General features: G+C 63.7%; 19 protein-coding genes. 16 read left to right on the forward strand and 3 right to left on the reverse strand.

Going from position 1 to position 23302, the window contains the following annotated elements; genetic code table 11:
- Positions 1-34: 34 nt before the first annotated feature.
- Positions 35-454, reverse strand: a complete 420-nt coding sequence (locus tag AB0L82_RS20015) for a VOC family protein (RefSeq protein ID WP_364638044.1) — start codon at positions 452-454, stop codon at positions 35-37.
- A 177-nt stretch (positions 455-631) separates the two neighbouring features.
- On the opposite strand from AB0L82_RS20015, the gene AB0L82_RS20020 reads away from it, so the two are divergent.
- Both AB0L82_RS20020 and AB0L82_RS20025 read left to right on the forward strand, forming a co-directional pair.
- Positions 632-1858 carry a glycosyltransferase gene (locus AB0L82_RS20020; protein ID WP_364637854.1) on the forward strand — a complete coding sequence of 409 codons (1227 nt, stop codon included), beginning with the start codon at positions 632-634 and terminating at the stop codon, positions 1856-1858.
- A gap of 48 nt (positions 1859-1906) precedes the next feature.
- On the forward strand, positions 1907-2602 hold the full coding sequence (locus tag AB0L82_RS20025; RefSeq protein WP_364637856.1) for a maleylpyruvate isomerase family mycothiol-dependent enzyme: 696 nt from the start codon (positions 1907-1909) through the stop codon (positions 2600-2602).
- A gap of 96 nt (positions 2603-2698) precedes the next feature.
- Here AB0L82_RS20025 and AB0L82_RS20030 read toward each other — a convergent pair whose 3' ends face one another.
- Complete coding sequence (locus AB0L82_RS20030; RefSeq protein ID WP_364637858.1) at positions 2699-3826, reverse strand: acyl-CoA dehydrogenase family protein; 1128 nt, start codon at positions 3824-3826, stop codon at positions 2699-2701.
- A 20-nt stretch (positions 3827-3846) separates the two neighbouring features.
- Positions 3847-5040 carry an acyl-CoA dehydrogenase family protein gene (locus AB0L82_RS20035; RefSeq protein WP_364637860.1) on the reverse strand — a complete coding sequence of 398 codons (1194 nt, stop codon included), beginning with the start codon at positions 5038-5040 and terminating at the stop codon, positions 3847-3849.
- A gap of 153 nt (positions 5041-5193) precedes the next feature.
- Between AB0L82_RS20035 and AB0L82_RS20040 the strand changes: the two genes are divergently transcribed.
- The 14 genes from AB0L82_RS20040 to AB0L82_RS20105 all read left to right on the forward strand — a co-directional run.
- Positions 5194-5382 (forward strand): ferredoxin, encoded by a 189-nt coding sequence (locus tag AB0L82_RS20040; protein WP_364637862.1) that lies wholly within the window; start codon positions 5194-5196, stop codon positions 5380-5382.
- 45 nt (positions 5383-5427) lie between these two features.
- Positions 5428-6330, forward strand: a complete 903-nt coding sequence (locus tag AB0L82_RS20045) for a 3-oxoacyl-ACP reductase (RefSeq protein WP_364637864.1) — start codon at positions 5428-5430, stop codon at positions 6328-6330.
- 302 nt (positions 6331-6632) lie between these two features.
- Entirely contained in the window at positions 6633-7397 is a 765-nt protein-coding gene (locus tag AB0L82_RS20050; protein ID WP_364637866.1) for an ABC transporter permease, read from the forward strand.
- A 4-nt stretch (positions 7398-7401) separates the two neighbouring features.
- On the forward strand, positions 7402-8253 hold the full coding sequence (locus AB0L82_RS20055; RefSeq protein WP_364637868.1) for an ABC transporter permease: 852 nt from the start codon (positions 7402-7404) through the stop codon (positions 8251-8253).
- A gap of 7 nt (positions 8254-8260) precedes the next feature.
- Positions 8261-9508: an MCE family protein gene (locus tag AB0L82_RS20060; protein WP_364637870.1), complete on the forward strand. Its 1248-nt coding sequence runs from the start codon at positions 8261-8263 to the stop codon at positions 9506-9508.
- Positions 9509-9510: 2 nt separating this feature from the next.
- Positions 9511-10533: an MCE family protein gene (locus AB0L82_RS20065; protein WP_364638047.1), complete on the forward strand. Its 1023-nt coding sequence runs from the start codon at positions 9511-9513 to the stop codon at positions 10531-10533.
- Positions 10533-11600, forward strand: coding sequence for an MCE family protein (locus AB0L82_RS20070; protein ID WP_364637872.1), 1068 nt, complete (start codon positions 10533-10535; stop codon positions 11598-11600). The genes AB0L82_RS20065 and AB0L82_RS20070 overlap by 1 nt, the downstream gene beginning before the upstream one ends.
- On the forward strand, positions 11597-12847 hold the full coding sequence (locus tag AB0L82_RS20075) for an MCE family protein (RefSeq protein WP_364637874.1): 1251 nt from the start codon (positions 11597-11599) through the stop codon (positions 12845-12847). Before AB0L82_RS20070 ends, AB0L82_RS20075 begins: the two co-directional genes overlap by 4 nt.
- On the forward strand, positions 12844-14070 hold the full coding sequence (locus tag AB0L82_RS20080; RefSeq protein ID WP_364637876.1) for an MCE family protein: 1227 nt from the start codon (positions 12844-12846) through the stop codon (positions 14068-14070). Before AB0L82_RS20075 ends, AB0L82_RS20080 begins: the two co-directional genes overlap by 4 nt.
- A complete protein-coding gene (locus AB0L82_RS20085) occupies positions 14067-15476 on the forward strand; it encodes an MlaD family protein (RefSeq protein WP_364637878.1) in 1410 nt (469 codons plus the stop codon). The genes AB0L82_RS20080 and AB0L82_RS20085 overlap by 4 nt, the downstream gene beginning before the upstream one ends.
- A complete protein-coding gene (locus AB0L82_RS20090; protein ID WP_364637880.1) occupies positions 15473-16321 on the forward strand; it encodes a hypothetical protein in 849 nt (282 codons plus the stop codon). The genes AB0L82_RS20085 and AB0L82_RS20090 overlap by 4 nt, the downstream gene beginning before the upstream one ends.
- Positions 16318-16809, forward strand: coding sequence for a h domain protein (locus tag AB0L82_RS20095; protein WP_364637882.1), 492 nt, complete (start codon positions 16318-16320; stop codon positions 16807-16809). The genes AB0L82_RS20090 and AB0L82_RS20095 overlap by 4 nt, the downstream gene beginning before the upstream one ends.
- Before the next feature lie 827 nt (positions 16810-17636).
- Positions 17637-17813 carry an MbtH family protein gene (locus AB0L82_RS20100; RefSeq protein ID WP_364637884.1) on the forward strand — a complete coding sequence of 59 codons (177 nt, stop codon included), beginning with the start codon at positions 17637-17639 and terminating at the stop codon, positions 17811-17813.
- A 240-nt stretch (positions 17814-18053) separates the two neighbouring features.
- Positions 18054-23302: amino acid adenylation domain-containing protein (locus AB0L82_RS20105; protein ID WP_364637886.1), on the forward strand; the 5249-nt coding region annotated here is incomplete at its 3' end.

Consider the following 23302-nt stretch of genomic DNA (forward strand, 5'->3'; position numbering starts at 1 on the left):
TCCCGGCGGGCCGTTCGCATTCGGAATGAGCAGATCAGTGCGCGCCGGGGTAGGCCATGTGGAAGGGCTCCCACTGGTGGCCATCCGGATCGAGGAAGGTGCGGCCGTGCATGCCGACCTGGGCTTCCTGGGCGCGCTTATCCGCATTGACCTCTTCGGTGCCGCCGGAGGCGAGGGCGGCCTCCACCAGGGTGTCGACTTCCTCCGGACTGTTGAGCGAGATGGCGTAAAGGGCATTCACGGTGGCACCGGGATCGCCGACGGGCCGGGTGCTGAAGGTGGTGAAGAAGTCCCGGGTCAGCAGCATGGCGCAGATATTGTCGTCGATGACGATGCAGGCGGCGTTCTCGTCGGTGAAGTCCTGATTGACCTTCCAGCCCAGCGCCTCGTAGAAGTTCTTGGACCGCTCCAGGTCGGCTACGGGGAGATTGATGAAGATCATCTTGCTGGCCATGGTGATTCGTCCTCTCATCCGCAAACGCCTTGCGGGTCCAATGGGGTCATTGGTGAGGACGAGACGCGGGTGGAAAACTCATCGGTGCGGTGGCACTGTGGTCTGTGACACATCATTTGTCGATCGGGAAGTCGGCGACCCGCCCAGCGTGACAGAGTGGCGGACAGGAGGTGCCTGATGAAGCACAGCTACCTGGTTGCCCTCACCGGCAGCGGCGGAACCGTACCGCCGGAGCTCGGCGTGGTGCGCAGGCTGGTCGAGCGCGGGCATCGGGTCACCGTGCTCGCCGAGGAATCGCTGGCCGCGGAGGTGACGGCCACCGGTGCGCGGCTGCGATCGCGCGCGGGCAGCGGATTCGCCCGCGACACCGCCGCCGAAATCGATTCCGAGCGACCGGATCTGGTACTCGCCTCCTATTTCGCGTTCGGTGCCATGGTGGCCGCGCAGGCGCGGGAATTACCGTTCATGGCACTCATACCGGGCATTTATCCGCTCCCGGTGGAAGGCGGGCCGCCGCCCGGCACCGGATTCGGCCGCGCCGGGGGACCGGTGGGGCGCTGGCGCGATCGACTGGTCGGATCCATGGTGCAGCGGCGCTGGGATCAGGAACTGCTGCCGCAATTGAATGCGTTGCGCGCGGATTTCGGGCTGGAGCGGCTCGCGCACTATCAGGATCAGGTGCAGCTGGCGCATCGGCAGCTCGTATTGTCCAGTGAGGTATTCGATTTCGCGGCGCAGCGGCCGGATACGGTGCGCTATGTCGGCGCCATTCTGGATGATCCGATCTGGGCGCGGGACGCCGAATGGACGGTGCCCGAAGGCAGTGAGCCGCTGGTGCTGGTCTCGCTGTCCAGCACCGATCAGGGGCAGACCGAATGTCTGCAGCGGATTGCCGACGCGCTCGGGAAGCTGCCGGTGCGCGGTGTCATGACCGTCGGCCCGGCCGTCCCCGTCACCGCGATCAGCCCGCCGCCGAATGTGACCGTGCTGGGCTGCGCCCCGCATCACGAACTCATGCGGCACGCGAGCCTGGTGATCACACACGGCGGGCACGGCACGCTGCTCAAATCGTTCGCCGCCGATCTACCCGTGGTGCTGCTCCCGCACGGCCGCGATCACGCCGACAATGCCGCCCGGGTGCGCTCGCATCATGCCGGAATCACGTTGCCGCGCACCGCGACCGCGCAGCAGATCGCCACCGCCGTCCGCAAGGCGCTGCGCACGCCGGCGCACTATCGGGCCGCCGCCGAACTCGGCCGGGTGCTGCGCCGCGACGCCATGAGCGATCTGCTGATGAACGAACTCGAACCCGCGGCCGATCACCCCGACCCGATCTTCGCCGCGAGCGCGTCCACCCGGGCGGGTCACTGGCACCCCGACTCCAACCACGAACTCGAATCCTGAGCGTTTTCCGGCGGGTATGTGCGGTTGATCCGGTTTACGGTGATCGGCATGGATTACCTGGCCCTGCTCTGCGCGAAGCTCACCGAATTCGGCGATCTCATCACGCCGGACACCGACCTCGCCACCCCGGTGCCGAGCTGCGGTGACTGGACGTTCTACGACCTCGCCGATCATCTGGGCCAGGGCAATCTCTGGGTGGTGACCGCCGTGACCGAACTGCGCGGTGACCACCAGGGTGATCCGGCTCCGAAAGACGCTGTCGCGCTGCGCGAATGGTATGACGAAACGGCCGACGCCATCGCCGCGTCGCTCGCCGCCGATCCGGACAACGAAGCCTGGACCTTCACCCGCTCCATGCCCCGCACCGTCGGCTTCTGGCGTCGCCGCCGCGCCCTGGAAACCCTGATGCACCTGTGGGACGGTCAGAACGCCTTCGGCAAAGCGGTTCCCTTCGACACCGATCTGGCCGTGGACGGCATCAACGAGGTCTTCGAACTCTTCGCCCCGCGCATGATCCAGCGCGGCCTGGCCACCGAACCCGAAGTGGCGCTGCGCCTGCGCGCGACGGATATCGCCGAGAGCTGGATCTACGGCCCGGGCGAACCGGTCGCCGAAATCGCCGCTCCCGCTTCGGATCTGCTGCTCTCGCTGTGGCAGCGCCTGCCCGCGTCCGACCCGGCCCTGACCTGGGGCGGCGACCGCATCGCGGGCGAGCGTGTGCTCGCGGGACCGCTCGTGCCCTGACCCGTGTAGCGGGGGTGCTCACAGAAAAGTGCGGCGGCACCGGAAGGTGCCGCCGCACTTGATGTTTCGGTGCGGGCGGGTGGGACCGCGGGTTGCTCAGCTGGCCGGTGCGGCGAGGATGCCGCCGAGGGCGCGCAGGTGATCGGTGGCGCCGCCGAGGGCGAATTCATTGTGCTTGGCGGCGGTGAAGTACTGGTTCACGATGTGGTCGCGGTCGATGCCGACGCCGCCGTGTACGTGCACCACGGTGTGGGCGACGCGGTGGCCCGCATCGGCGGCCCAGAACTTGGCGGTGTGGATCTCGGCGGTGGCGGGCAGGCCCTCGGCGAGCAGCCAAGCGGCCTGCTGGACCGCGAGGCGCACGCCCTGGATGTCGATGTAGGCATCGGAAAGTCGTTGTGCCACCGCCTGGAAGCTGCCGATCTTGCGGTTGAACTGCTCCCGCTCGCGGGCGTAGTCGGCGACCAGCTCGAGGCCCTTCTCGACGACGCCGAGCTGGGTGGCGGCCAGGCCGAGCCAGGCGCGCTCGAGCAGCCAGTTCAGAATGTCCGCGCCCTGCTCGAGGGTGCCGACCAATTCCGCCGGGGTGGCGGTGAATTCGACCTCGGCCTCGGGGGAGCGGTCGGTGACGATCTGATCCTCGATGCGCACCGAGGCGTGCGAGGGATCGACCAGGAATACGGCGGGGGAGCCGTCGACACTGGCGGACACCAGGATTCGCGCCGCCTGGCGCGCGAACGGCACCGTGGTCTTGAAGCCGGTGAGCTGCCAGCCGTCATTGTCGGCCGCCGTGGTGACCGGCTTGGCCAGTTCCCAGTTGCGCTCTTCGCTCAGCGCGGCGGTGAGGATGACCTCGCCGCTCGCGGCCTGCGCGGCCAGCGCGCGCTGGTCATCCGAGCCGAATGCGGCGAGCGCGCCCGCGCCCAGCACGATCGACCACAGGTACGGCACCGGCGCGACGGATTTGCCGATCTCGCGCAGGATGGCGGTCTGCTCCAGTACGCCGAAATCGCTGCCGCCCACCGTTTCCGGGAGCGCCGCGGCCAGCACACCGGTCTCGGCGAGTGAGCTCCACAGCGTGTCATCGAAGCGCACGACCGGATTTCCGGCGGCGTCGGTGTTCTTGTCGAGCTCGCGCAGCCGGTCGGCGGTGACGAGCTTGCCGGTGACCTCGGCGGTGAGGCGGGCCAGATCCTGCTGCGCCTCGGTAAGGGTGAAATCCATGATGGTTACCTAGGTTTCGATTAGCGCGCGGCGGCGGGCTGCTTGAGGGCGGTCATGGCGATGATGTCACGCTGCACCTCGTTGGTGCCGCCGCCGAAGGTCAGGATCAGGCAGGCGCGGTGCATGCGCTCCAGGCGGCCGCGCAGCTGCGAACCGGCGGAGTCCTGGCGCAGGTAGGCCTGCGGGCCGAGGATCTCCATCAGCGCGCGGTAGGCCTCGGTGGCCAGTTCGGTGCCGTACACCTTGGTCGCGGAAGCGTCCCACGGCCGCGGCGCGGCATCGCCGCCCTGATCGGCGCGCGAGGCGATTTCCCAGTTGGTGAGCTTGAGGTATTCCACCTTGGAGTGGATGCGGGCGAGCGCGATCTGCACCCACTCCTGGTCGATGACGCGGGAACCGTTGGCGGTCTTGGTGTTCCGAGCCCATTCCAGGGTCTGCGCGACCGCGAGCGCCAGCGGCGCGGCGGAGGTCAGCGCGACGCGCTCGTGATTGAGCTGATTGGTGACCAGCGACCAGCCGCCGTTCTCCGGGCCGACCATATCGGAGTGCTTGATCCGCACATCCTGGTAGTAGGTGGCGGAGGTGTCCGGTCCGGCCATGGTGTGCACCGGCGTCCAGGAGAAGCCCTCGGCCGTGGTCGGCATGATGAACATCGAAATGCCCTTGTGCTTCTTGGCATTCGGATCGGTGCGCGCCGCGAGCCAGACGTAGTCGGCGTACGCGATGAGCGAGGTCCACATCTTCTGCCCGTTGACGATCCACTCGTCGCCGTCGCGCACGGCGGAGGTGCGCAGCGAGGCCAGGTCGGTGCCCGCGCCGGGCTCGGAGTAGCCGATGGCGAAGTGCAGCTGTCCGGCGGCGATCTTGGGCAGGAAGAACTTCTTCTGCTCCTCGGTGCCGTAATGCATGATGGTCGGCGCGACGGAGTTGATGGTCAGGAACGGCACCGGGGCGCCCGCGATGGCGGCCTCATCGGTGAAGATCAGCTGATCCATGGTGGAGCGGTCCTGGCCGCCGTACTGCTTGGGCCAGCCCAGGGCGAGCCAGCCGTCGCGGCCCATCTCCTCGACGACCTCGCGGTAGACATTGCCCTCGCCGTACTCACCGGTCGTGGCCGAGAGCGCCTCCCGGCGTTCGGGAGTGATCAGACGGGCGAAATACTCACGCAGTTCAGCGCGCAGCTGTTCCTGTTGCGGCGTGTATGCGATCCGCATAGCGATACCTCTAGCTTCGTTTCCGGGTTGAGCCGATCATTGCACAGCAGGTGAAACATGTTCCAGTATTAGGTCGTGTAAGGACGCACTTCCTACCCCGGCCGGGGTAGGGGTTGTTAGGCTCGGCGCACTGTTTTGGCAAAGGAGTTGGCTATGAAGGTCACTGTTGATCTCGACCAGTGCGAGGCGAACGGTATCTGTGTCGGAATCGCCCCCGACGTCTTTGAACTCGATGATGACGACGTTCTGCACATCGTCGGCGCGGAGGTTCCGGCCGGTGATGAGGAAGATGTGCGCACCGCGGTCGCGCAGTGCCCCAAGGCCGCGCTGAAGCTGCTCTGAACCCAGCCTTGCTCGCCGGGTGTAACACGTTCTAGAGTCGGCCCGGTGAGCGAAACTGATGTGAGTCTTGCCGGCCGAGTGGCCATCGTCACCGGCGCGGGCGCCGGGCTGGGCCGGGCCGAAGCCTTGGAGCTGGCCCGGGCCGGCGCGTCGGTCATAGTGAACGACCTTGCCGAAAACGACGCGGTCAGCGCAACCCTCGCGGACATTCGCGCGCTCGGCGCCAAGGCCGAATTCGTGGCCGGCAGCATCGCCGAATCGGCCACCGCCGATGCCCTGATCAGCACCGCCGAGGAGACCTTCGGCGGCCTGGACATCGTGGTGAACAATGCCGGGATCACCCGGGACAAGATGCTTTTCAACATGTCCGACGCGGATTTCGACGCGGTCGTCGCGGTTCATCTGCGCGGGCATTTCCTTTTGACCCGTAATGCGGGCGCGTACTGGCGGGCCAAGTCCAAGGAAGCGGGTGCGCCGGTCTACGGCAGCATCATCAACACCTCGTCCGAGGCGGGTCTGCTCGGCCCGGCCGGACAGGCCAATTACGGTGCGGCCAAAGCGGGTATCACCGCGCTGACCCTGTCGGCCTCGCGCGCGCTCGCCAATTTCGGTGTGCGCGCCAACGCCATCGCCCCGCGCGCGCGTACCTCCATGACGGAGAACGTCTTCTCGGCCGCTCCCGAAGAGGGTCCGGATCCGCTCTCGCCCGATCATGTGGCCCGCCTGGTGGCCTACCTGGCCTCGCCCGCGGCCGCCGCGATCAGCGGTCAGCTGTTCGTCGTCTACGGCCCGATGGTGGCCCTGATGGCGGCCCCCATCGTCGAGCGGCGTTTCGATGCCGAAGGCGAGTGGACCCGCGAGGGTCTGGCGGCCACGCTCGGCGGCTATTTCGCCGAACGCCCCTCGGGCGCCACGTTTTCCGCGTCGGCGCTGATGGATCTCGGTTAGTCCACCCTTTGTACCGGTAGCGGGGGGTTTCTTCCCCCGTTTCCAGGTTGATCACGCGATCGATCGTTGGTAGGAATGGGAATCAACTATGTGTGGCGCCTCACAAAGGTTCCACGTTCATGATGGTAGACCTGGGGTGAACATGTTCTCGGAACTGGACATCAGTTCAGAAAGACTCCCAGTTCAAAACCATCGAAACCTTCCGAAGCCGTACTGGAACGTGTTCTAATCTTCGGACGGGACCGAGATCACATTCAGATCTCGGAAGCTATAGCTAGGCAGGGGCAGGAGGAATCGCGGGAATGAATGATGTCCTCGCCGTACCGTTACGGGCGGTCGGAGGGTTCTTCGAACTCGCCGGCGCTGTCGCCCGCGCCGTGGTGCGGCCACCGTTTCAACGACGGGAATTCATCGACCAGTCCTGGTTCATCGCCAGGGTTTCCATCATCCCGACGCTATTGGTGGCAATTCCGTTCACCGTGCTCGTCAGCTTCACCCTCAACATTCTGCTCCGCGAGATCGGCGCCGCGGACCTTTCCGGCGCGGGCGCGGCGTTCGGCACGATCACCCAGGTCGGCCCCATGTGCACCGTGCTCATCGTGGCCGGGGCCGGTGCGACCGCCATCTGCGCGGACCTCGGCGCGCGCACCATTCGCGAAGAGATCGACGCCATGAAGGTGCTCGGTATCGACCCGATCCAGCGCCTGGTCGTACCGCGCGTGCTCGCCTCGATGTTCGTGGCCTTCCTGCTCAACGGCCTGGTCTCCACGATCGGCATCCTGGGCGGCTTCCTGTTCTCGGTGTACCTGCAGGGTGCGAACCCGGGCGCGTTCGTCAACGGGCTGACCCTGCTGACCCACCTCCCGGAACTCGTGCTCTCCGAAATAAAGGCCGCGCTGTTCGGGCTCGTCGCCGGACTGGTCGCCTGCTACCTGGGCCTGAATGTCAAGGGCGGACCCAAGAGCGTCGGCGATGCCGTGAACCAGACCGTCGTCTTCGCCTTCATGGCGTTGTTCGTTATCAACGTGGTTGTAACCGCCGCCGGCATCAAGTTCACGGCGCGGTGATCAGATGGCGTTCGTGATCCAATCTCGTTTTCCGAAGGTGTTCAATCGCTTTCGGCGCTTCACCGAGAGCCTCGATTCGGTCGGTAAGCATGCGGTGTTCTATGGGCGGTCCATCGGCTCGGTCCCCAAGGCGCTGATTCACTATCGCACTGAAACCATCCGCCTGATCGCCGAGATCTCCATGGGAACAGGTGCCTTGGCCGTGATCGGCGGTACCGTCGTGATCGTCGGGTTCCTTACCCTGTCGGCCGGCTTCACCATTGCCGTGCAGGGTTTCAACTCGCTCGGCAATATCGGTGTCGAGGCCTTGACCGGCTTCTTCTCCGCCTTCATCAATGTGCGTATCGCCGCGCCGGTGATCTCGGGTATCGGTTTGGCGGCGACGCTGGGTGCGGGCACCACCGCGCAGTTGGGAGCGATGCGCGTCTCGGAGGAGATCGATGCCCTGGAGGTGATGGCCATCCGGCCGGTTCCCTTCCTGGTGGGTACCAGGATTCTCGCGGGCATCATCGCGATCATTCCGTTGTACTCGCTCGCGGTCATCGCCTCGTTCATCGCGAGCCGCTTTGCGACAGTGGTGATCTACGGGCAGTCGGCCGGTGTATACGACCACTACTTCTCGACCTTCCTGATTCCCAGTGACATCCTCTGGTCGTTCGCGCAGGCGATCTTCATGGCCATGGCCGTCATGCTGATCCACACCTACTACGGCTATCACGCCGCGGGCGGTCCGGTCGGCGTCGGTGTCGCGGTGGGTAATGCGGTGCGGGCCTCCCTGATCGCGGTGGTTATGGTGACGCTGCTGATCTCCCTCGCCATCTACGGCACCACCGGCAACTTCCATCTCTCCGGGTAGGGCGGACATGGCGCAAACACGTGAGATGGTGACGGGCCCGATCGGCTCGCCCATCGTCGAGAAACCAACAGCCAAGCGATATCTTGAAGAGGGCTGGGTTATCCGCCTGTGCGGGGCGGGACTGGTGCTGAGCATCGTTGCCGTGGTCGCGATCTGCATGATCAGCTTCGCGGGCGGCTTCCAGAACACCGTGAAGGTGACGGTCTCCGCTCCGCGCAGCGGCCTGGTGCTCGACAACGACGCCAAAGTAAAGATTCGCGGTGTGGAGATCGGTGTCGTCAAAGGCATTACGAATACCGCGGATGGTGCGAATATCGAGCTCGCGATCGATCCGGAGAAACTGAAGCTGGTTCCCGCCAATGCCACCGTGGATATTCGCTCCACGACCGTGTTCGGCGCGAAATACATCAACTTCGTTGCGCCGCAACAGTCTTCGGCGCAGTCGCTGAAGCCCGGCTCCACCGTGCACGCCGACGCAGTCACCGTGGAGTTCAATACGCTGTTCCAACATCTCAATCAGGTTCTCGACAAAATCGAGCCGGCGAAGCTCAACGCCACGCTGACCGCGCTGGGTACCGCGCTGGATGGGCGGGGCGAGAAGCTCGGACAACTGCTGACCGACAGTGATCAGTACCTGAAGGACATCAATCCGAGCCTGCCCGATCTGCGCCGTGATCTACAGACCTCGGTCGGTGTCACCAATCTGTATGCCGACGCGGTGCCGGATCTATTGCGTACTACCGACAATGTCGTGGTTACCGGAAACACTTTGGTCGACGAGAAGAACAACCTCGACAGTGTGCTGCTCAATCTCATCGGTCTGGCAGACACCACCGGTGGCGTGCTCGGCGATAACGAGCATCAGCTGGTGACCGCGCTGGACCTGTTGCGCCCCACCACCCAGCTGCTCAATGAATACAGTTCGGGCCTGTACTGCCTGGTCGTCGGAGCGGCCGACGCGCTCCCGCTGGGCAACCGCATCTTCGGTGGCGACGGACCGTACGTGACACTGAACGCGAGTTTCATGCCCGGCGGCACCCCCTACGAGTATCCGAAGGATCTGCCGAAGGTGAACGCCACGGGTGGCCCGCACTGCGAGAACATTCTCGACCGGGTGCCGGGCAGCCACTCCAACTACCTTGTCACCGACACCTCGGAGGGCGAGGTGTGGACGCCACCGTTGAGCACACATCTCAACGGGCCCAAGGTATTCCAACTGTTGTTCGCCGGATTGCCGGGGGTGCCCAACCCATGAGGATGAAACCGCACGCGAGCACCGTGAAGCTTTCGATCTTCGCGCTTGTCATGGTGCTGGTCCTGGCCGGGCTTGGAGTGATCTTCAGCGAGATGCGCTTCTCGCGCTCGACCGGGTATCACGCCATCTTCACCAGCTCCTCGGGGATCCTGCCCGGGGCGAAGGTGCGCATCGCCGGTGTACCGGTTGGCTCGGTCAGCCGGGTGACCGTCGGCAAGGACCGGATGGCCCACGTCGACTTCGACATCGACCGTCAGTATCACGTTTACGCGAGCACCCAGGCGGCCATCCGATACGAGAACCTCGTCGGTGACCGCTATATGGAGCTGCTGGAGGGACCGGGCACGGCGCAGGAGCTGAAGAAGAACGCCACCATCGGCGTCGACAAGACCAAGCCCGCGCTCGACCTGGACATGCTGCTCGGTGGATTCAAACCGCTACTGCGGGGCCTGAATCCGGAGCAGGTGAACGATCTGACCGGAGCCCTGCTGCAGGTGTTCCAAGGGCAGGGCGGCACGCTTGTCTCGCTGCTGAACAGCGGCGGCTCCTTCACCAAGACCCTCGCCGATCGGGATGCATTGATCGGCAGCGTGATCGAGAACCTGAAGACCGTGCTCGGGACCATCGATCAGAAGGACGCGGACTTCGCGACCACGCTGAACGAATTGCAACGTCTGGTCAGCGGGCTGGCCGCAGACAAAGATCCACTCGGTGACGCGCTGCCCCGATTGGCCGGGGTGACCGGCGATCTCACCTCGCTGCTGCAGGAGGCCCGCCCGGACCTGAAGGGCGATATCGAACATCTGGGTCGGCTTTCGCAGAATCTGGATGAGCGCCAAGACGACCTGCAGTACGTGATGAACCTGCTGCCCGAGACCTACAAGAAGCTGATCCGCATCGGCTCGTACGGGTCGTTCCTCAATATGTACATCTGTGGGACGAACTTCCTCACAGACGGACCCGACGGCAAGCAGCAGCTCGTCAAACTGCCCGGCCTGCAGACCGCGGGAAGGTGCGCCAACTGATGAAAGAGCAACGCTCTCCTCTTATCAACGCGGGCATTGTCGGCATCGTGCTGGTGGTGGCGATCTGCTTGACCACCGTGCAGCTGGACCGGTTGCCGTTCATGCGGTCCGGGGCCGAATTCAATGCCTACTTCGCGGATGCGGGTGGTCTGCTGCCCGGAGATCCGGTACAGGTCGCCGGCGTGCGTTCGGGCAAGGTCGAACAGGTGAAGTTGGACGGCGCCAAAGTGCGAGTGCGCTTCTCCCTGAACGAGTCGATCGTGCTGGGCGGCAAGACAACCGCCGCTATCAAGACCAACACCATGCTCGGTCGCAAGTCGCTCGAGGTGACCCCGACCGGTGACGGCACGATCCGTGCCGGTGGGTCGATCCCGCTCGAGCGCACCATCTCTCCGTACTCGCTCAATGACGCCCTCAGCGATCTGGCCAGCACGGTGCAGGGACTCGACACCGACCAGCTCAACAAGAGCCTCGACACCCTGTCCGAGGCGTTCGCCGATACCCCGGGCCCGCTGCGGTCGGCGCTCGACGGGCTCACCGGTCTGTCGCGCAGCCTGAACGCACGCGATAAATCGCTCACCGAATTGCTTTCGCACGCACAGAGTGTCACGAAGGTGCTCGGCGATCGTGCGGGGCAGATCAACGCCCTGCTGTTGGACGGCAACAGTCTGCTCGGTGAGCTCGATGCCCGTCGCACGGCGCTGAGCCAGCTGATCGTCTACGTCAACGGGTTGGCCAAGCAGCTTTCCGGCTTCGTCAATGACAATGAGGCGCAGCTGAAACCGACATTGGACAAACTGAACTCGGTGCTCCAGTTGCTGCAGAACAACAAGGACAACATCGGCAAGGCGCTCGATGAGCTCGGGCCGTTCGAGGCAGCGCTCGGTGAGCAGGTCGGCAGTGGTCCGTACTTCCAGGCCTACGTGTCGAACGCGACGAGTAAGGGTTTGCAACTTCTGGTCGACGCGATGGTGTGGCCGAATCACCTCCCCGACTCGCTGCAGAACATGTTCCTCAACCCGGCACCGCCGTCAATCGGACCCGCTATCCAGGAGCCGCCGCGATGAACGCGATTCGCAGAGTGCCCAGGCTGGCACGGATCATCGCCGCAGTGGCGGTGGTCGCACTCGCCGGTTGGCTGGTCTACGGATTGGTCGCCGATATCGGTAAGAAGCACATCACCGCGTACTTCCCGTCGACAACGGGTCTCTACGCCGGTGACGACGTGCGGGTGCTCGGAGTGAAGATCGGCCGGATCGATTCGATCGAACCAGGCAAGGACCGGGCCACGGTGAAACTGACCGTCGATCGGGGTATCGATCTGCCTTCCGACGCCAAGGCCGTCATCATTTCGCCGTCGCTCGTGTCGGCACGGTTCATCCAGCTCGCGCCCGCGTACACGGGCGGGCCCAAAATGGGCGACGGTGCATCGATTCCTTTGGAGCGCACCGCGATTCCGGTGGAGTGGGATGACATCAAGGCCGAACTGACCAAGCTCTCGAAGGCGCTCGGTCCGGTCGGCGAGGACAAGCAAGGTTCGTTCGGCCGTGTGATCGACACCGCGGACGCGAATCTCGGAAACGGCAATGCCCAGGCGTTCCGGGACACGCTCAAGGAACTCTCCAGCACGATCGGCACCCTCTCCGACGGTCGCACCGACCTATTCGGCACCATTCGTAACCTGCAGCAGTTCGTCGATGTGCTGTCCAAGTCCAATGATCAGATTGTGCAGTTCGGTGGGCGGTTGGCTTCGGTGGCCTCCGTACTCGCCGGGGTTTCCAACGATCTCGGGAGCGGCCTGGACAACCTCGACAGTGCCGTCACCGATGTGAAGCGCTTCCTGGACTCCCGCGGCGGCGCGCTCACCGAGAGCGTGCAACGACTGGCCGACGCCACCCAAGTTCTGGCCGACAAGCGGCCGGAATTGGAGAAGATCATGCATTCCGGTCCAACCGCGCTGGTGAATTTCTACCAGCTGTACAAGCCCGCGCAGGGCACCCTCACCGGTGCGGTCGTCGCGCCGAACTTCGCTAACCCGTTCGCTTTCCTGTGCGGTGCGGTCGAAGCCGAGGGGGACAACCAGTCCGACCACAGCGCGGACCTGTGCAAGCAGTACCTGGCACCGGTCATTCAATCGCTGATGATGAATTACCCGCCGCTGCTGGTGAACCCGGCGACTCAGCAGAACGCCTTCCCCAACCAGTTGACCTACAGCACTCCGGATCTGGCCAACCAGATGCCCGGTGGTGGTCCCGAGCAGATCGCCGCGCCCAAGTCCCTCACCGACCTGGCCATCCCCGGAGGTGGACGATGATGAGCCGCAGACGCATTCGTCTCGCCGGTGTCGCCGTCGGGCTGGTCGCGCTGCTCGGCGCGAGTGGCTGCGAATGGGACGGACTGAACTCGGTGCCCATGCCCAATTCGATCGGTACTGGGGCCGGCTCCTGGCAAGTGCGCATCCAGATGCCGAATGTGACCATGCTGACCCGTAATTCGCCTGTCAAGGTGAATGACGTATCCGTCGGTACGGTCACCAATATCCAGGTCGAGGGCTGGCATGCGCTGGTGACCGTCGGTCTCGAAAAGGGACTGGAACTGCCTGCCAACGCCGTCGCCAGAATCGGGCAGACGAGTCTGCTCGGCAGTAATCATTTGGAACTGTCAGTACCGAAAGATCAACCGGCACAGGGAACGCTGAAGGACGGGGACGTCATTCCGCTGGAGCGGGCCGGTGCGTACCCGACTACCGAACAGACGCTGTCCTCGCTGTCCGTAGTGCTCAACGGCGGCGGTATGTCTCAGGTGGAGACCATCACCCGGGAACTCGACGCCACCTTCAACGGCCGCACTGACGCCATCCGAGATCTGTTGCCGCAGCTGAACCAATTGACCACCACCCTGGATCAGCAAACCGGCGACATCATCGCCGCGATGGGCGGGCTGGACCGCCTCGGCGGAACGCTCGTCCGGCAGAAGGACGACCTCACCAACGCCATCACCAATATCCATCCCGCGCTTACGGTGCTGGCCGATCGGCGCGAGAACATCACCAAAGCCATTACCTCCCTCGGTGGTTTGAGCGATATCGTGCAACGCATCATCGATCAGGGCGGCGATAATCTGAAGGCCGATCTGGCCAATCTGCAGCCCGTACTCAAGACCCTGGCCGATACCGGCGGCAAGCTCGCCGACTCGCTGCAATGGCTGCTGACCTTCCCCTTCCCGATCAAGAACATCGACCGGGTTATCAAGGGCGACTACATGAATCTGCTCATGACGGTGGATATCACCGGGGCCCGGCTGGATTCGAACTTCCTCACGGGAACACCGCTGGGCGGCAGCCTCGGCGGCACCCAGGCCACCCTGGGCACCGGGGTGCCGCCGACCGCTGTCGGCAAGGGCGATCCAATGATGGATCCGATCAATCCGCCGACCGCGCCGGTACCGAGTATCGCTGGGCTGCCGCCGATTCCGGGCCTGCCCGCCATCCCGGGACTCACCGTGCCCAATACGCAGCAGGGGGGTGCGGACAAGTGAAACTCACCAGGTTCGTCAAGGCGCAGTTGGCCATCTTCTCGGTCCTGACGGTGATCGGCCTGACGGTCATGGGCGGCAACTACGTGAAGATCCCGGCCATGTTCGGTATCGGAAGGTATGACGTCACAGTCAAATTGGCGGCCACGGGCGGCCTCTACCAGACTGCCAATGTGGCCTATCGAGGCACCAATGTCGGCAAGGTCGAAGAGGTCACGCTGACCCCGGACGGTGTCGACGCCAAACTCTCCATCAACAGTGATTTCAAGATCCCGGCGGATGTCGACGCCTACGTCAAAAGTGTCTCCGCCATCGGCGAGCAGTACGTCGATCTGGTCCCGGTCCAGGATCCCAAAGGCGGGAATCTGCACGACGGTTCGGTGATCCCGGTGGAGCGAAGCAAGCTGCCGCAGGATGTCGGCGATATGCTCAACCAGGCCGACCGGCTGCTCTCCAGCGTGGCCGACACCAAACTGGCCGAGGTCATCAACGCGGCCTTCGTAGCCTTCAACGGCGCGGGACCGGATCTGCAGCGGTTCATCGACTCCGCGTCACTGCTGGTGCAGGAGGCCAAGGCCAATACCGACCAGACCAAGGACCTGCTGGACAAGATCGGCCCGTTGCTGGACACCCAGAACCAGTCCGCGGACTCCATCCGCAGCTGGACCCAGGATCTGGCCACGCTGACCGACCAACTGCGCCAACATGATCCGGCGCTGCGGAATCTGTTGCAGCACACGCCCTCCGCCGTGCAGAAGGTGAACCAGACCTTCCAGGACCTGAAGCCGACGCTGCCGATCCTGCTCGCCAACATGGTCAGCGTGGGACAGGTCGGCGTCACGTATCACGCTGGGCTGGAACAGATTCTGGTCGTCTACCCGCCGCTGCTCTCGGCGCTGCTCACCGCCATTCGCGGGCCGTCCGATTACGGCGCCATGGTGGACTTCATGCTCGGGCTCAATGATCCGCCCGGCTGCACCACCGGCTTCCTGCCCGCGGACCAGCGCCGCTCGCCGGCCGATCTCTCGCCGATCGAAACCCCGGACGATATGTACTGCAAGGTGGCGCAGAACGCCAAGGAAGCCGTGCGCGGTATCCGCAACACCCCCTGCGCGGAAGTGCCGGGCAAGCGGGCTCCCAGCCCGGAGCTGTGCCGCGATCCGAACGGGTACTACCCCCTGGGTGATAACCCGCCGTTCGGTGCGCCGAACGCCATCGACAACACCGGCAAGCCCACCAGCAATCTGATGGGCAACCAACCGGCGGCCGTCATAGGTCATTACGATCCGAGCAGTGGCACGTTCCTCGGACCTGACGGTCGCACCTATCGGCGAGGGGATATCGACGCCAACGGGTCCAGTACAGTGCCGTCAACCTGGCAGGAAATGCTCGAGGAGCAACAACGATGAGCGATACCACAGCAAACGGCGGCCGCCCCAGGCGGCGGGCTCTGCGACAGGCGGGTCCGCCCGTCGAGGACGAGCACTCGGGCATCGAGGTGCGCACGTCCGCACCGGCGGCTGCCGCGAGCGTGGTATCAACTCCGATCGAGGCCGATGAGCCGGCCGCCGTCGCGGAGCCCGCGGCGGCGCCGGTCGAAGTGCCGCGGGTCGAGGATGCCGTGGTCGTCGCACTGACCAAGTCGGACGCGACCGCAGCGGCGGAATCGATCGCCGAGACCGAGACCGTGGGGCCCGCAGCCGCCGCGGCATCGGAATCGGATGTCGAGGACGAGGCCGAGCCCAAGTCCCGCAAGCGTTTCGGATCGCTCGACCGGCTGGGCTGGGCGGCCGCGGTGGTCGCATTGGTGTCCACCCTGGCGCTGATCGGCTCGGGCGGTGTGTTCTTCTACCACCAGCATCGGGCCGACGCGCTGCAGGAGCGGCGAGCGGAATACGTTCAGGTCGCCAAGCAGGCCGTCATCAATCTGTCCACGATGAAGGACGGTTCGGTCGACGCCGATATCGACCGCATTCTCTCGGTGGCCTCCGGTGAGCTGAAGGCCGAGTACGCCCAGAACAAGGACCTGTACAAGAAGGTCTTCGAGCAGATCAAGGTGCAGTCCACCGGAACGGTGCTCGCGACCGCGATCGAGAGCGATAACGCCGACTCGGCGACCGTCCTGGTGCTGGCCCAGCAGACCGTGTCGAACGCGGGCACCGATCAGCCGCAGCAGAAGGACTACCGCTTCCGGGTCACCCTCAAGCGGGACGGCGACACCGTGACCGCCTCCGGACTGGAGTTCGTGGCATGAAGAAGATCGACAAGCGTTCCATCCTGTTCGCCGCCGCGGGCGTGCTCTTCGTCGCGGCCGTTGTCGTGACCTCGTTGACCGGATATCGGTTCTGGTCGGACCGGCAGGGCGAGCAGGCGCGCGCCCAGTCGGTGGCCGCGGCGCAGCACACCGTGGAGTCGTTGTTCTCGTACGACTACAACACCGTCGACAAGGAACTGCCCAAGGCCGCGGACAATCTGAGCGGCGATTTCCGGAACACCTATCTGGCGCTGATCTCGAAATCGGTGATCCCGGCCGCCAAGGAGAAGCGGATCACCGTACAGGCCACCTCGCAGGCGGCCGGCGTGATCGACGCCTCCCGTGATCACGCCACCGTGCTGGTCTACGCGAACCAGCTGACCACCAGTGCGGACCTGCCCAAGGGCACGCTCACCAGCTCGCGCGTGCGGGTCGAGCTCGTCAAGCACGACGGCCACTGGCTCGCAACAGCCGTTACACCCGTCTGACGCTGCCGCACAGCGTGTTTCGGCTGAGCGGTACAAAAGAACAGCCATTATCCGGCAGCAACGACTGTGGCCCGGTCCTTCATGAGAAGGACCGGGCCACAGGGCATTCGGGGCAATCAGCCCCGGCGTACGCCCGGGTCCACGTCGAATGACGCGCCGGGCGGCTGTGACCGGTCGTAGCCACGCTGGGATTGCGCAGTGTATCGCTATCCTTCAGCTGAAGTTGTTGTGCCGCAGTGGACTTCGACCAGCATGAGAAACGAGAACGTGTTACAGTTCTCCTCAGGTGGAAGGGAGACCACATGGATTGCGACGTTACTGTCGCCGGGGCGGGGCTTGCGGGTTCCGTAATTTCAAATCAACTGTTGCGGGTGGTTGTTCGACACACACCGCGCGGGGCGACCGCGCAGGCTGAGTAGCCGTTCATGCGAGTGTCTCGATCGTAGAGTGCCCGCAGCACGTTCCATATTTGCGACCCGGACCTGAGTTCGACTGGACTGAGCTCCGCGGCAACAACATTCGCCCTGGTTCGGCGCTATCCGACGCCATGGCGGCAATGAGTCGGTTCGATTGCCGAGTCGACGACTCGATGTAGCGACGCACCGGCACTCACCATTGTGGAGCGGGTCGGCGCGGGGTGATCCTGTGCATGGGTCAATCTGTGGTGGTTCGATGTCCTGCGTATCGGTTAGAACCTCACGGTAGTTGCTTCGGGCAGCGAAATTCGATTGGCTCAGTGCCATGGTCTTTCGCGGTTGGGTCGGTCCCATCGACGGGGAGTTGTCGGGACCTGAACCCACGTATCCGAATAATTCGAAAGGTAAATTGTGTCCAATCCGTTCGATAACGAAGATGGCATCTTCAAGGTCCTCCGTAATGATCTCGGCGAGTACTCGCTGTGGCCCGATTTTTCGGCAGTCCCGGAAGGCTGGACCGTTCAGGCCGAAGGCCTGTCCAGGGTGGATGGAATTGCGTACGTGGATCAACATTGGGTTGGTCCATAAAAGCGATGCATTCATCGGCAGCATCGCCTTGAATCGCTGCTGTCGAGCTGACGCCTCCGCTGGGGAGGATCTATATGAGCCGAGGTGTGTTCGGCGACGGTTGAGGAAAACCGCAGGTTATTCGTCGAGTAGCCAGTCATGAAGAATTAGGACTTGCTGGGCGCTGCTGGCTTGCCGCCTATTGTGCTGTCCCGCGTAGATTATGGGTCTAACATGTCAATTCAATCTCAGCTTTTTCCCTTGACCGGATCCCAGCTGGATGTATGGCTGGGGCAACAAATAGTCGGAGGCGAGGGGTCTGGATGGATTATCGGGCAGCTCGTAATTGTCGATGGCGAATTCAGCCCGCAGGTGATGGATCGTGCACTTCGGCAGGTGGTGCTCGAGTCGGATCCGCTGCGTGTATCCATCTTCGAATCGGATGGTGTCGTCTGTCAGCAGGTGGGCGATGTGGACGAGGATCTGGGTTGGCCGCTGGTAGATCTTCGGTTCAGCGACAATCCGCAGGCCGAGGCGCTCGAACTGGCTCATGCGGAGTTGAACAAGCCGATGCCGCTGGCTGGGCCGCTGTATCGGTTCGCCTACTTCAGAACGCGGGACGATCAAACATACGTTCTCTTTTCTTCGCACCATCTTGTTCTGGACGGGTTCGGTGCCACGATATTCACATATCGAGTATTCGAACTCTATGAACGATTCCTCGCGGGGCTCGAGCCGACGCCGAGTTCTTTCCTGGGTCTCGCTGATTTGATTCGTCTGGAAGAAGAGTACGAGAAATCGGAGGAGTACGTCCGGGATCGCGAGTTCTGGCTGAATGAACTCGCACTGCTGGAATCCGACCATGCATCCACTCCTCGACCGATTCGGACACCCGCCGATCCCGTCGATTCGCAGCCGATGAAGTTGGCGGAATCGATTGTTCAGGACATCAAACGCATTGCCGAGATATGCGGTGTGCGATGGACCACGATTCTGGTTGCTTCGTCGGCTTTGTGTTCTTCTCGCGACCTGGGTAGGCGCGACATTATTCTGGGTATACCTGTCGGCAGGAGGACCCTTCCGGAATTGAAGGCCATTCCGGGAATGTGCTCGGGTGTCGCACCTTTGCGGATCACCGTGGACAGCGATCTCGGTTTCGCGGAATTCGTCAAGGGTGTGAGCGATCGAATTCGGGAGTGTGCCCGCCATCAGCGATTCCCGGTTCGTACCCTGGGGTCCGCAAAGCTGGACATGATTGTCAACGTCATGCCGAGTTTCCCGCCATTGACTGGCGCGCGGGGGCAATGGACATTCGACTATCTGAATATCGGAGATCTAGATTCCTTCAGTCTTGCGATTATCGACGGCACCGGCGATATAACACTTCGGCAGACCAGCGCATTCGAGTATTGCCACAACCGCGACTTCGCTGATTTCGTGGCCAGGTTGCGGCGGGTGTTGGTCGCGGTCATCGCTGACCCGGAGCGGCTGGTGTCCTCGATCGAGGTGTTCGATGAGCGGGAACTGACTCAGCTGGCGAGCTACTCCAATCGTGCCGCGCTGGCCGAAGACACTGTGGCAGTGTCGATTCCGGCACTATTCGCCGCGCAGGTGACGCGCACGCCCGATGCGGTGGCAATGGTGTTCGAAGGACGGTCGTGGACCTATCGCGAACTCGATGACGCCTCTTCATACTTCGCGCGCGTGTTGATCGAGCGGGGTATCGGTGCCGGCGACATTGTTGCCCTGCTGCTACCGCGATCGGCCGAGGCGGTCATATCGATCGTGGCGGTTTTGCAGACCGGGGCGGCGTACCTGCCGATCGATGTGCGTCATCCCCATGAGCGGCTCGGTTTCATGCTCGCCGACGCGTCCCCGCGGGCGGTGATCACGACCGATGAGTACGCGTCCCGGGTGACCGGACATTGCCTCGCCGTGATCGACGTCGCCGACCATGTACCGGCCGATCGATCCGATACCCCTGTCGGCCGATCCGACACGGCTCTGGTGGTTCCGCCGGCCTCGGCGTTGGCATACGTCATCTACACATCCGGCACGACCGGTACTCCCAAGGGTGTCGCTGTCACGCATGAGAACGTGACTCAGTTGTTCGTGGCGGTGCGCGGTTCGGGGTTTGTCCCGGCGGCACCGCAGGTGTGGTCACAGTTCCATTCCTACGCGTTCGACGTCTCGGTGTGGGAGATGTGGGGCGCGCTGCTGCATGGCGGTCGGCTGGTGGTGGTTCCGGAATCGGTGGTGCGATCGCCGACGGATCTACACGCGCTCTTGGTCGATGAGCAGGTCACGGTATTGAGTCAGACGCCGTCGGCGTTCCATGCCCTGCAGGCGGTCGAGGAGATGCAATCGGACCGGCGACTGTTGCGGCTCGACACGGTTGTCTTTGCCGGTGAGGCGCTGGAACCCTACCGGCTGTCTTCATGGTGGAGCCGGTATTCGGACGCACCGCGGTTGATCAATATGTACGGCACGACCGAGACGACGGTGCACGCCTCGTTCCGCGAGCTCGATGAGGCGGATGCGAACGGCGGTGCCAGCCCGATCGGCGTTCCGCTGAGCAATCTCGCGTTCTTCGTCTTGGATGCGGGTTTGTCCGAGGTTCCGGTCGGGGTGGTGGGCGAGTTGTATATCGCTGGAAGGGGTTTGGCGCGCGGTTATCTGCGTCGTCCGGGGCTGACCGCCTCGCGGTTTGTGGCGTGCCCGTTCGGGTTGTCGGGTTCTCGGATGTATCGCACGGGTGATTTGGTGCGGTGGAATGCCGAGGGCGAGTTGGAGTATGTGGGTCGTAGTGATGATCAGGTGAAGATTCGGGGTTTCCGGATCGAGCTCGGTGAGGTCGGTGCGGCGTTGTCCGCGGTATCCGGGGTCGAGCAGGCCGTGGTGGTCGTGCGCGAGGATCAGCCGGGCAGTAGACAGCTTGTGGGGTATGTAACCGGTGTAGTTGACCCCGCGGTGGTGCGGGAATCGGTGCGTACGCGGTTGCCGGAGTACATGGTCCCCGCCGCGGTGGTGGTCCTGGACTGCTTGCCGTTGACGGTGAATGGCAAGTTGGACAAGCGGTCTCTGCCCGCACCTGACTACGCGGGTGTGGGGTATCGGGCGCCGTCGACGCCGGTTGAGGAGGTACTGGCGGCGGTATACGGCCAGGTGTTGGGTTTGGAGCGGGTGGGTGTTGATGATTCGTTCTTCAATATCGGTGGCGACAGTATCTCTTCGATTCAGGTGGTGGCGCGTGCCCGTGCTGCCGGGGTGTTGGTGAAGCCGCGGGAGATTCTGGTCCACAAGACCGTTGCCGCGGTGGCGCGGGTCGCGATTCGGCACACCGGACCGGTGGGTGAGATCGACGATGGAGTGGGTGGGGTGTTGTCGACGCCGATTGTGTCGTGGTTGGAGGGTGTTGGGGGTCCGGTTGGTGAGTTCAATCAGGCGTTGATGTTCACCGGTCCTGAGGGTGTGGGGTTCCGGGATGTGCTTGCGATTGTGCAGGCGTTGTTGGATGCGCATCCGATGTTGCGGTTGCGGGTCGATGGGCATGGCGAGTTTGAGCGTGCTTGGTCGCTGTCTGTCGGGTTGCCGGGTTCGGTGCGTGCGCAGGATTGTGTGACAACGGTTTCCGAGTTCACGGTCGAGGATCTGATCGCCGCGCGCGGGATGTTGGATATCGCCGGTGGTTCTGTGTTGCGGGCGGTGTGGGAGCCGGTCGAGCGCAGACTGGGGTTGATCATTCATCACCTGGCTGTGGATGTGGTGTCGTGGCGGATTATCGGTGACGACCTCAATCTGGCCTGGGAGGCGCTGCGTTCCGGGCGGAAAGTGCGTCTGCCCTCGGCGGGTACGTCGTTCCGGACATGGTCGATGCGGCTGCACGACTCGGCCTTCTCGGATGAGGTATCGGCTCAGTTGTCCGCGTGGAGCGAAATCGCCTCGGCCCCTGCGATTTTGCCGCCGGTTGAGTCGGGTGTCGATGTGGTGCGCACCGCCGAGCACCACGTGGCTACGCTCGAGGCCGACACGACGGCGACGCTGCTGGGTGACACGTCGGCTCGCCTGGGTATGCGTGTGAACGAGATCTTGCTGACCGCTTTGGCTTTGGCGCTCGCCGAACACACCGGATGTGAGTCCGCGGTGGGTATCGATGTGGAGTCGCACGGCCGGGAGGAGCGATTCGGAGGTGATGCGGATCTGTCGCGGACGGTGGGCTGGTTCACGGCGAAATATCCTGTGTCGCTGTGTGTTCCGAAGTGCGGCTGGAATGAGGTCACGGGATCGGGTGCAGCGCTGGGTGCTGTCATCAAGGATATGAAGCAACAACTGCGCGTTACACCCGACGGCGTGACGTACGGCTTGCTCCGTTATGTGCGAAACGAACCGCTGCTGAATGTCGACGACCCGCAGGTCGGGTTCAACTATCTCGGTCGCACGGGTGACGGCGCGCATTCGGCGGAAATCGCCACCCCATGGCACATGACGCGGTTGCCTTCGGAGTTGTCGGCGGCCCCGGAGATGGCGTTGCTGCACACCATCGAGATCAACGCCGCGATGGTGGATACCGGAGCAGGCCCCCAGTTGCATGCCGCGATGACCTACGCGGCGTCGAAGCTGGATCGTAGCGAGATCGAGTCCATCACCCGACTGTGGCTCGAGGCGATCGGGGGGATTTGCCGATACGCGCGGACAGGGGGAAGCGCGCTGGTTCCCGCTGATCTGCTGGTGCGGGAGCTCGATCAATCGCAGATCGATGAGCTCGAGTCGGTGTTCGATATCGCCGATATCCTGCCGTTGGCTCCGCTTCAGGAAGGGTTGCTCTTCCATGTCGCGTACGAGGACAGCGCGGATCTGTATGTCACCCAGTTGGATTTGATTCTCGCGGGTGAGCTGGATGTGGACCGCTTTCGTGCCGCGGTGCGGTCCGTGGTTCATCGGCATCCGCACTTGAGTGCGCGGTTCGTCTACCGGCAGTTCGCGCGGCCGGTCCAGGTTGTGTCGCGAGTTCCCGAGGTGCCGTGGCGGTTTGCGGACATGGTCGGTGTGCCGGAGTCGGAGCGGGAGCCGCGGTTACGGGAACTGGCGGGGGAGGATCGGGCCGCCTGCGGTGATCTGGATCGGGAGCCCCCATTCCGGGCCTCCCTGGTACGAGTGGCACCCGGCCGACATCGCTTCGTCGTCACGATGCATCACATTGTTGTCGATGGATGGTCTCTGCCGATTCTCTTGGCGGAGATACTGCTTGCGTATCGCGGGGCAAGCATGGCCGCCCCGGTGCCGTATCGGAACTATCTGGCATTGCTTTCCGATCAGGACACGGACGCTTCGAAGATGGTGTGGCGGAACAAGTTCGCGGGTTTCGAGACACCCACGGTCATCGATCCACTCGGGGCCGACGCCGTGGCCGAGCGCGTGTCGTCCGAGCGGTTGTCGCGAAGTTTCTCGGTGCCGGAGTCGACGACGCGTGCGTTGGATGCTGTGGTGCGGCAGTTGGATTCGACGATGAG

It is taken from the genome of Nocardia sp. NPDC052001 (assembly GCF_040680615.1).
In the GTDB taxonomy this organism is placed as follows: Bacteria; Actinomycetota; Actinomycetes; order Mycobacteriales; family Mycobacteriaceae; genus Nocardia.

What these genes read in the sequence shown, in the direction of transcription:
- AB0L82_RS20060 (WP_364637870.1), top strand. Translation starts at nt 8,261, where the DNA reads ATGGCGCAAACACGTGAGATGGTGACGGGCCCGATCGGCTCGCCCATC.
- AB0L82_RS20050 (WP_364637866.1), top strand. Translation starts at nt 6,633, where the DNA reads ATGAATGATGTCCTCGCCGTACCGTTACGGGCGGTCGGAGGGTTCTTC.
- AB0L82_RS20055 (WP_364637868.1), top strand. Translation starts at nt 7,402, where the DNA reads ATGGCGTTCGTGATCCAATCTCGTTTTCCGAAGGTGTTCAATCGCTTT.
- AB0L82_RS20095 (WP_364637882.1), top strand. Translation starts at nt 16,318, where the DNA reads ATGAAGAAGATCGACAAGCGTTCCATCCTGTTCGCCGCCGCGGGCGTG.
- AB0L82_RS20035 (WP_364637860.1), bottom strand. Translation starts at nt 5,040, where the DNA reads ATGCGGATCGCATACACGCCGCAACAGGAACAGCTGCGCGCTGAACTG.
- AB0L82_RS20075 (WP_364637874.1), top strand. Translation starts at nt 11,597, where the DNA reads ATGAACGCGATTCGCAGAGTGCCCAGGCTGGCACGGATCATCGCCGCA.
- AB0L82_RS20090 (WP_364637880.1), top strand. Translation starts at nt 15,473, where the DNA reads ATGAGCGATACCACAGCAAACGGCGGCCGCCCCAGGCGGCGGGCTCTG.
- AB0L82_RS20020 (WP_364637854.1), top strand. Translation starts at nt 632, where the DNA reads ATGAAGCACAGCTACCTGGTTGCCCTCACCGGCAGCGGCGGAACCGTA.
- AB0L82_RS20025 (WP_364637856.1), top strand. Translation starts at nt 1,907, where the DNA reads ATGGATTACCTGGCCCTGCTCTGCGCGAAGCTCACCGAATTCGGCGAT.
- AB0L82_RS20040 (WP_364637862.1), top strand. Translation starts at nt 5,194, where the DNA reads ATGAAGGTCACTGTTGATCTCGACCAGTGCGAGGCGAACGGTATCTGT.
- AB0L82_RS20065 (WP_364638047.1), top strand. Translation starts at nt 9,511, where the DNA reads ATGAAACCGCACGCGAGCACCGTGAAGCTTTCGATCTTCGCGCTTGTC.
- AB0L82_RS20015 (WP_364638044.1), bottom strand. Translation starts at nt 454, where the DNA reads ATGGCCAGCAAGATGATCTTCATCAATCTCCCCGTAGCCGACCTGGAG.
- AB0L82_RS20070 (WP_364637872.1), top strand. Translation starts at nt 10,533, where the DNA reads ATGAAAGAGCAACGCTCTCCTCTTATCAACGCGGGCATTGTCGGCATC.
- AB0L82_RS20080 (WP_364637876.1), top strand. Translation starts at nt 12,844, where the DNA reads ATGATGAGCCGCAGACGCATTCGTCTCGCCGGTGTCGCCGTCGGGCTG.
- AB0L82_RS20030 (WP_364637858.1), bottom strand. Translation starts at nt 3,826, where the DNA reads ATGGATTTCACCCTTACCGAGGCGCAGCAGGATCTGGCCCGCCTCACC.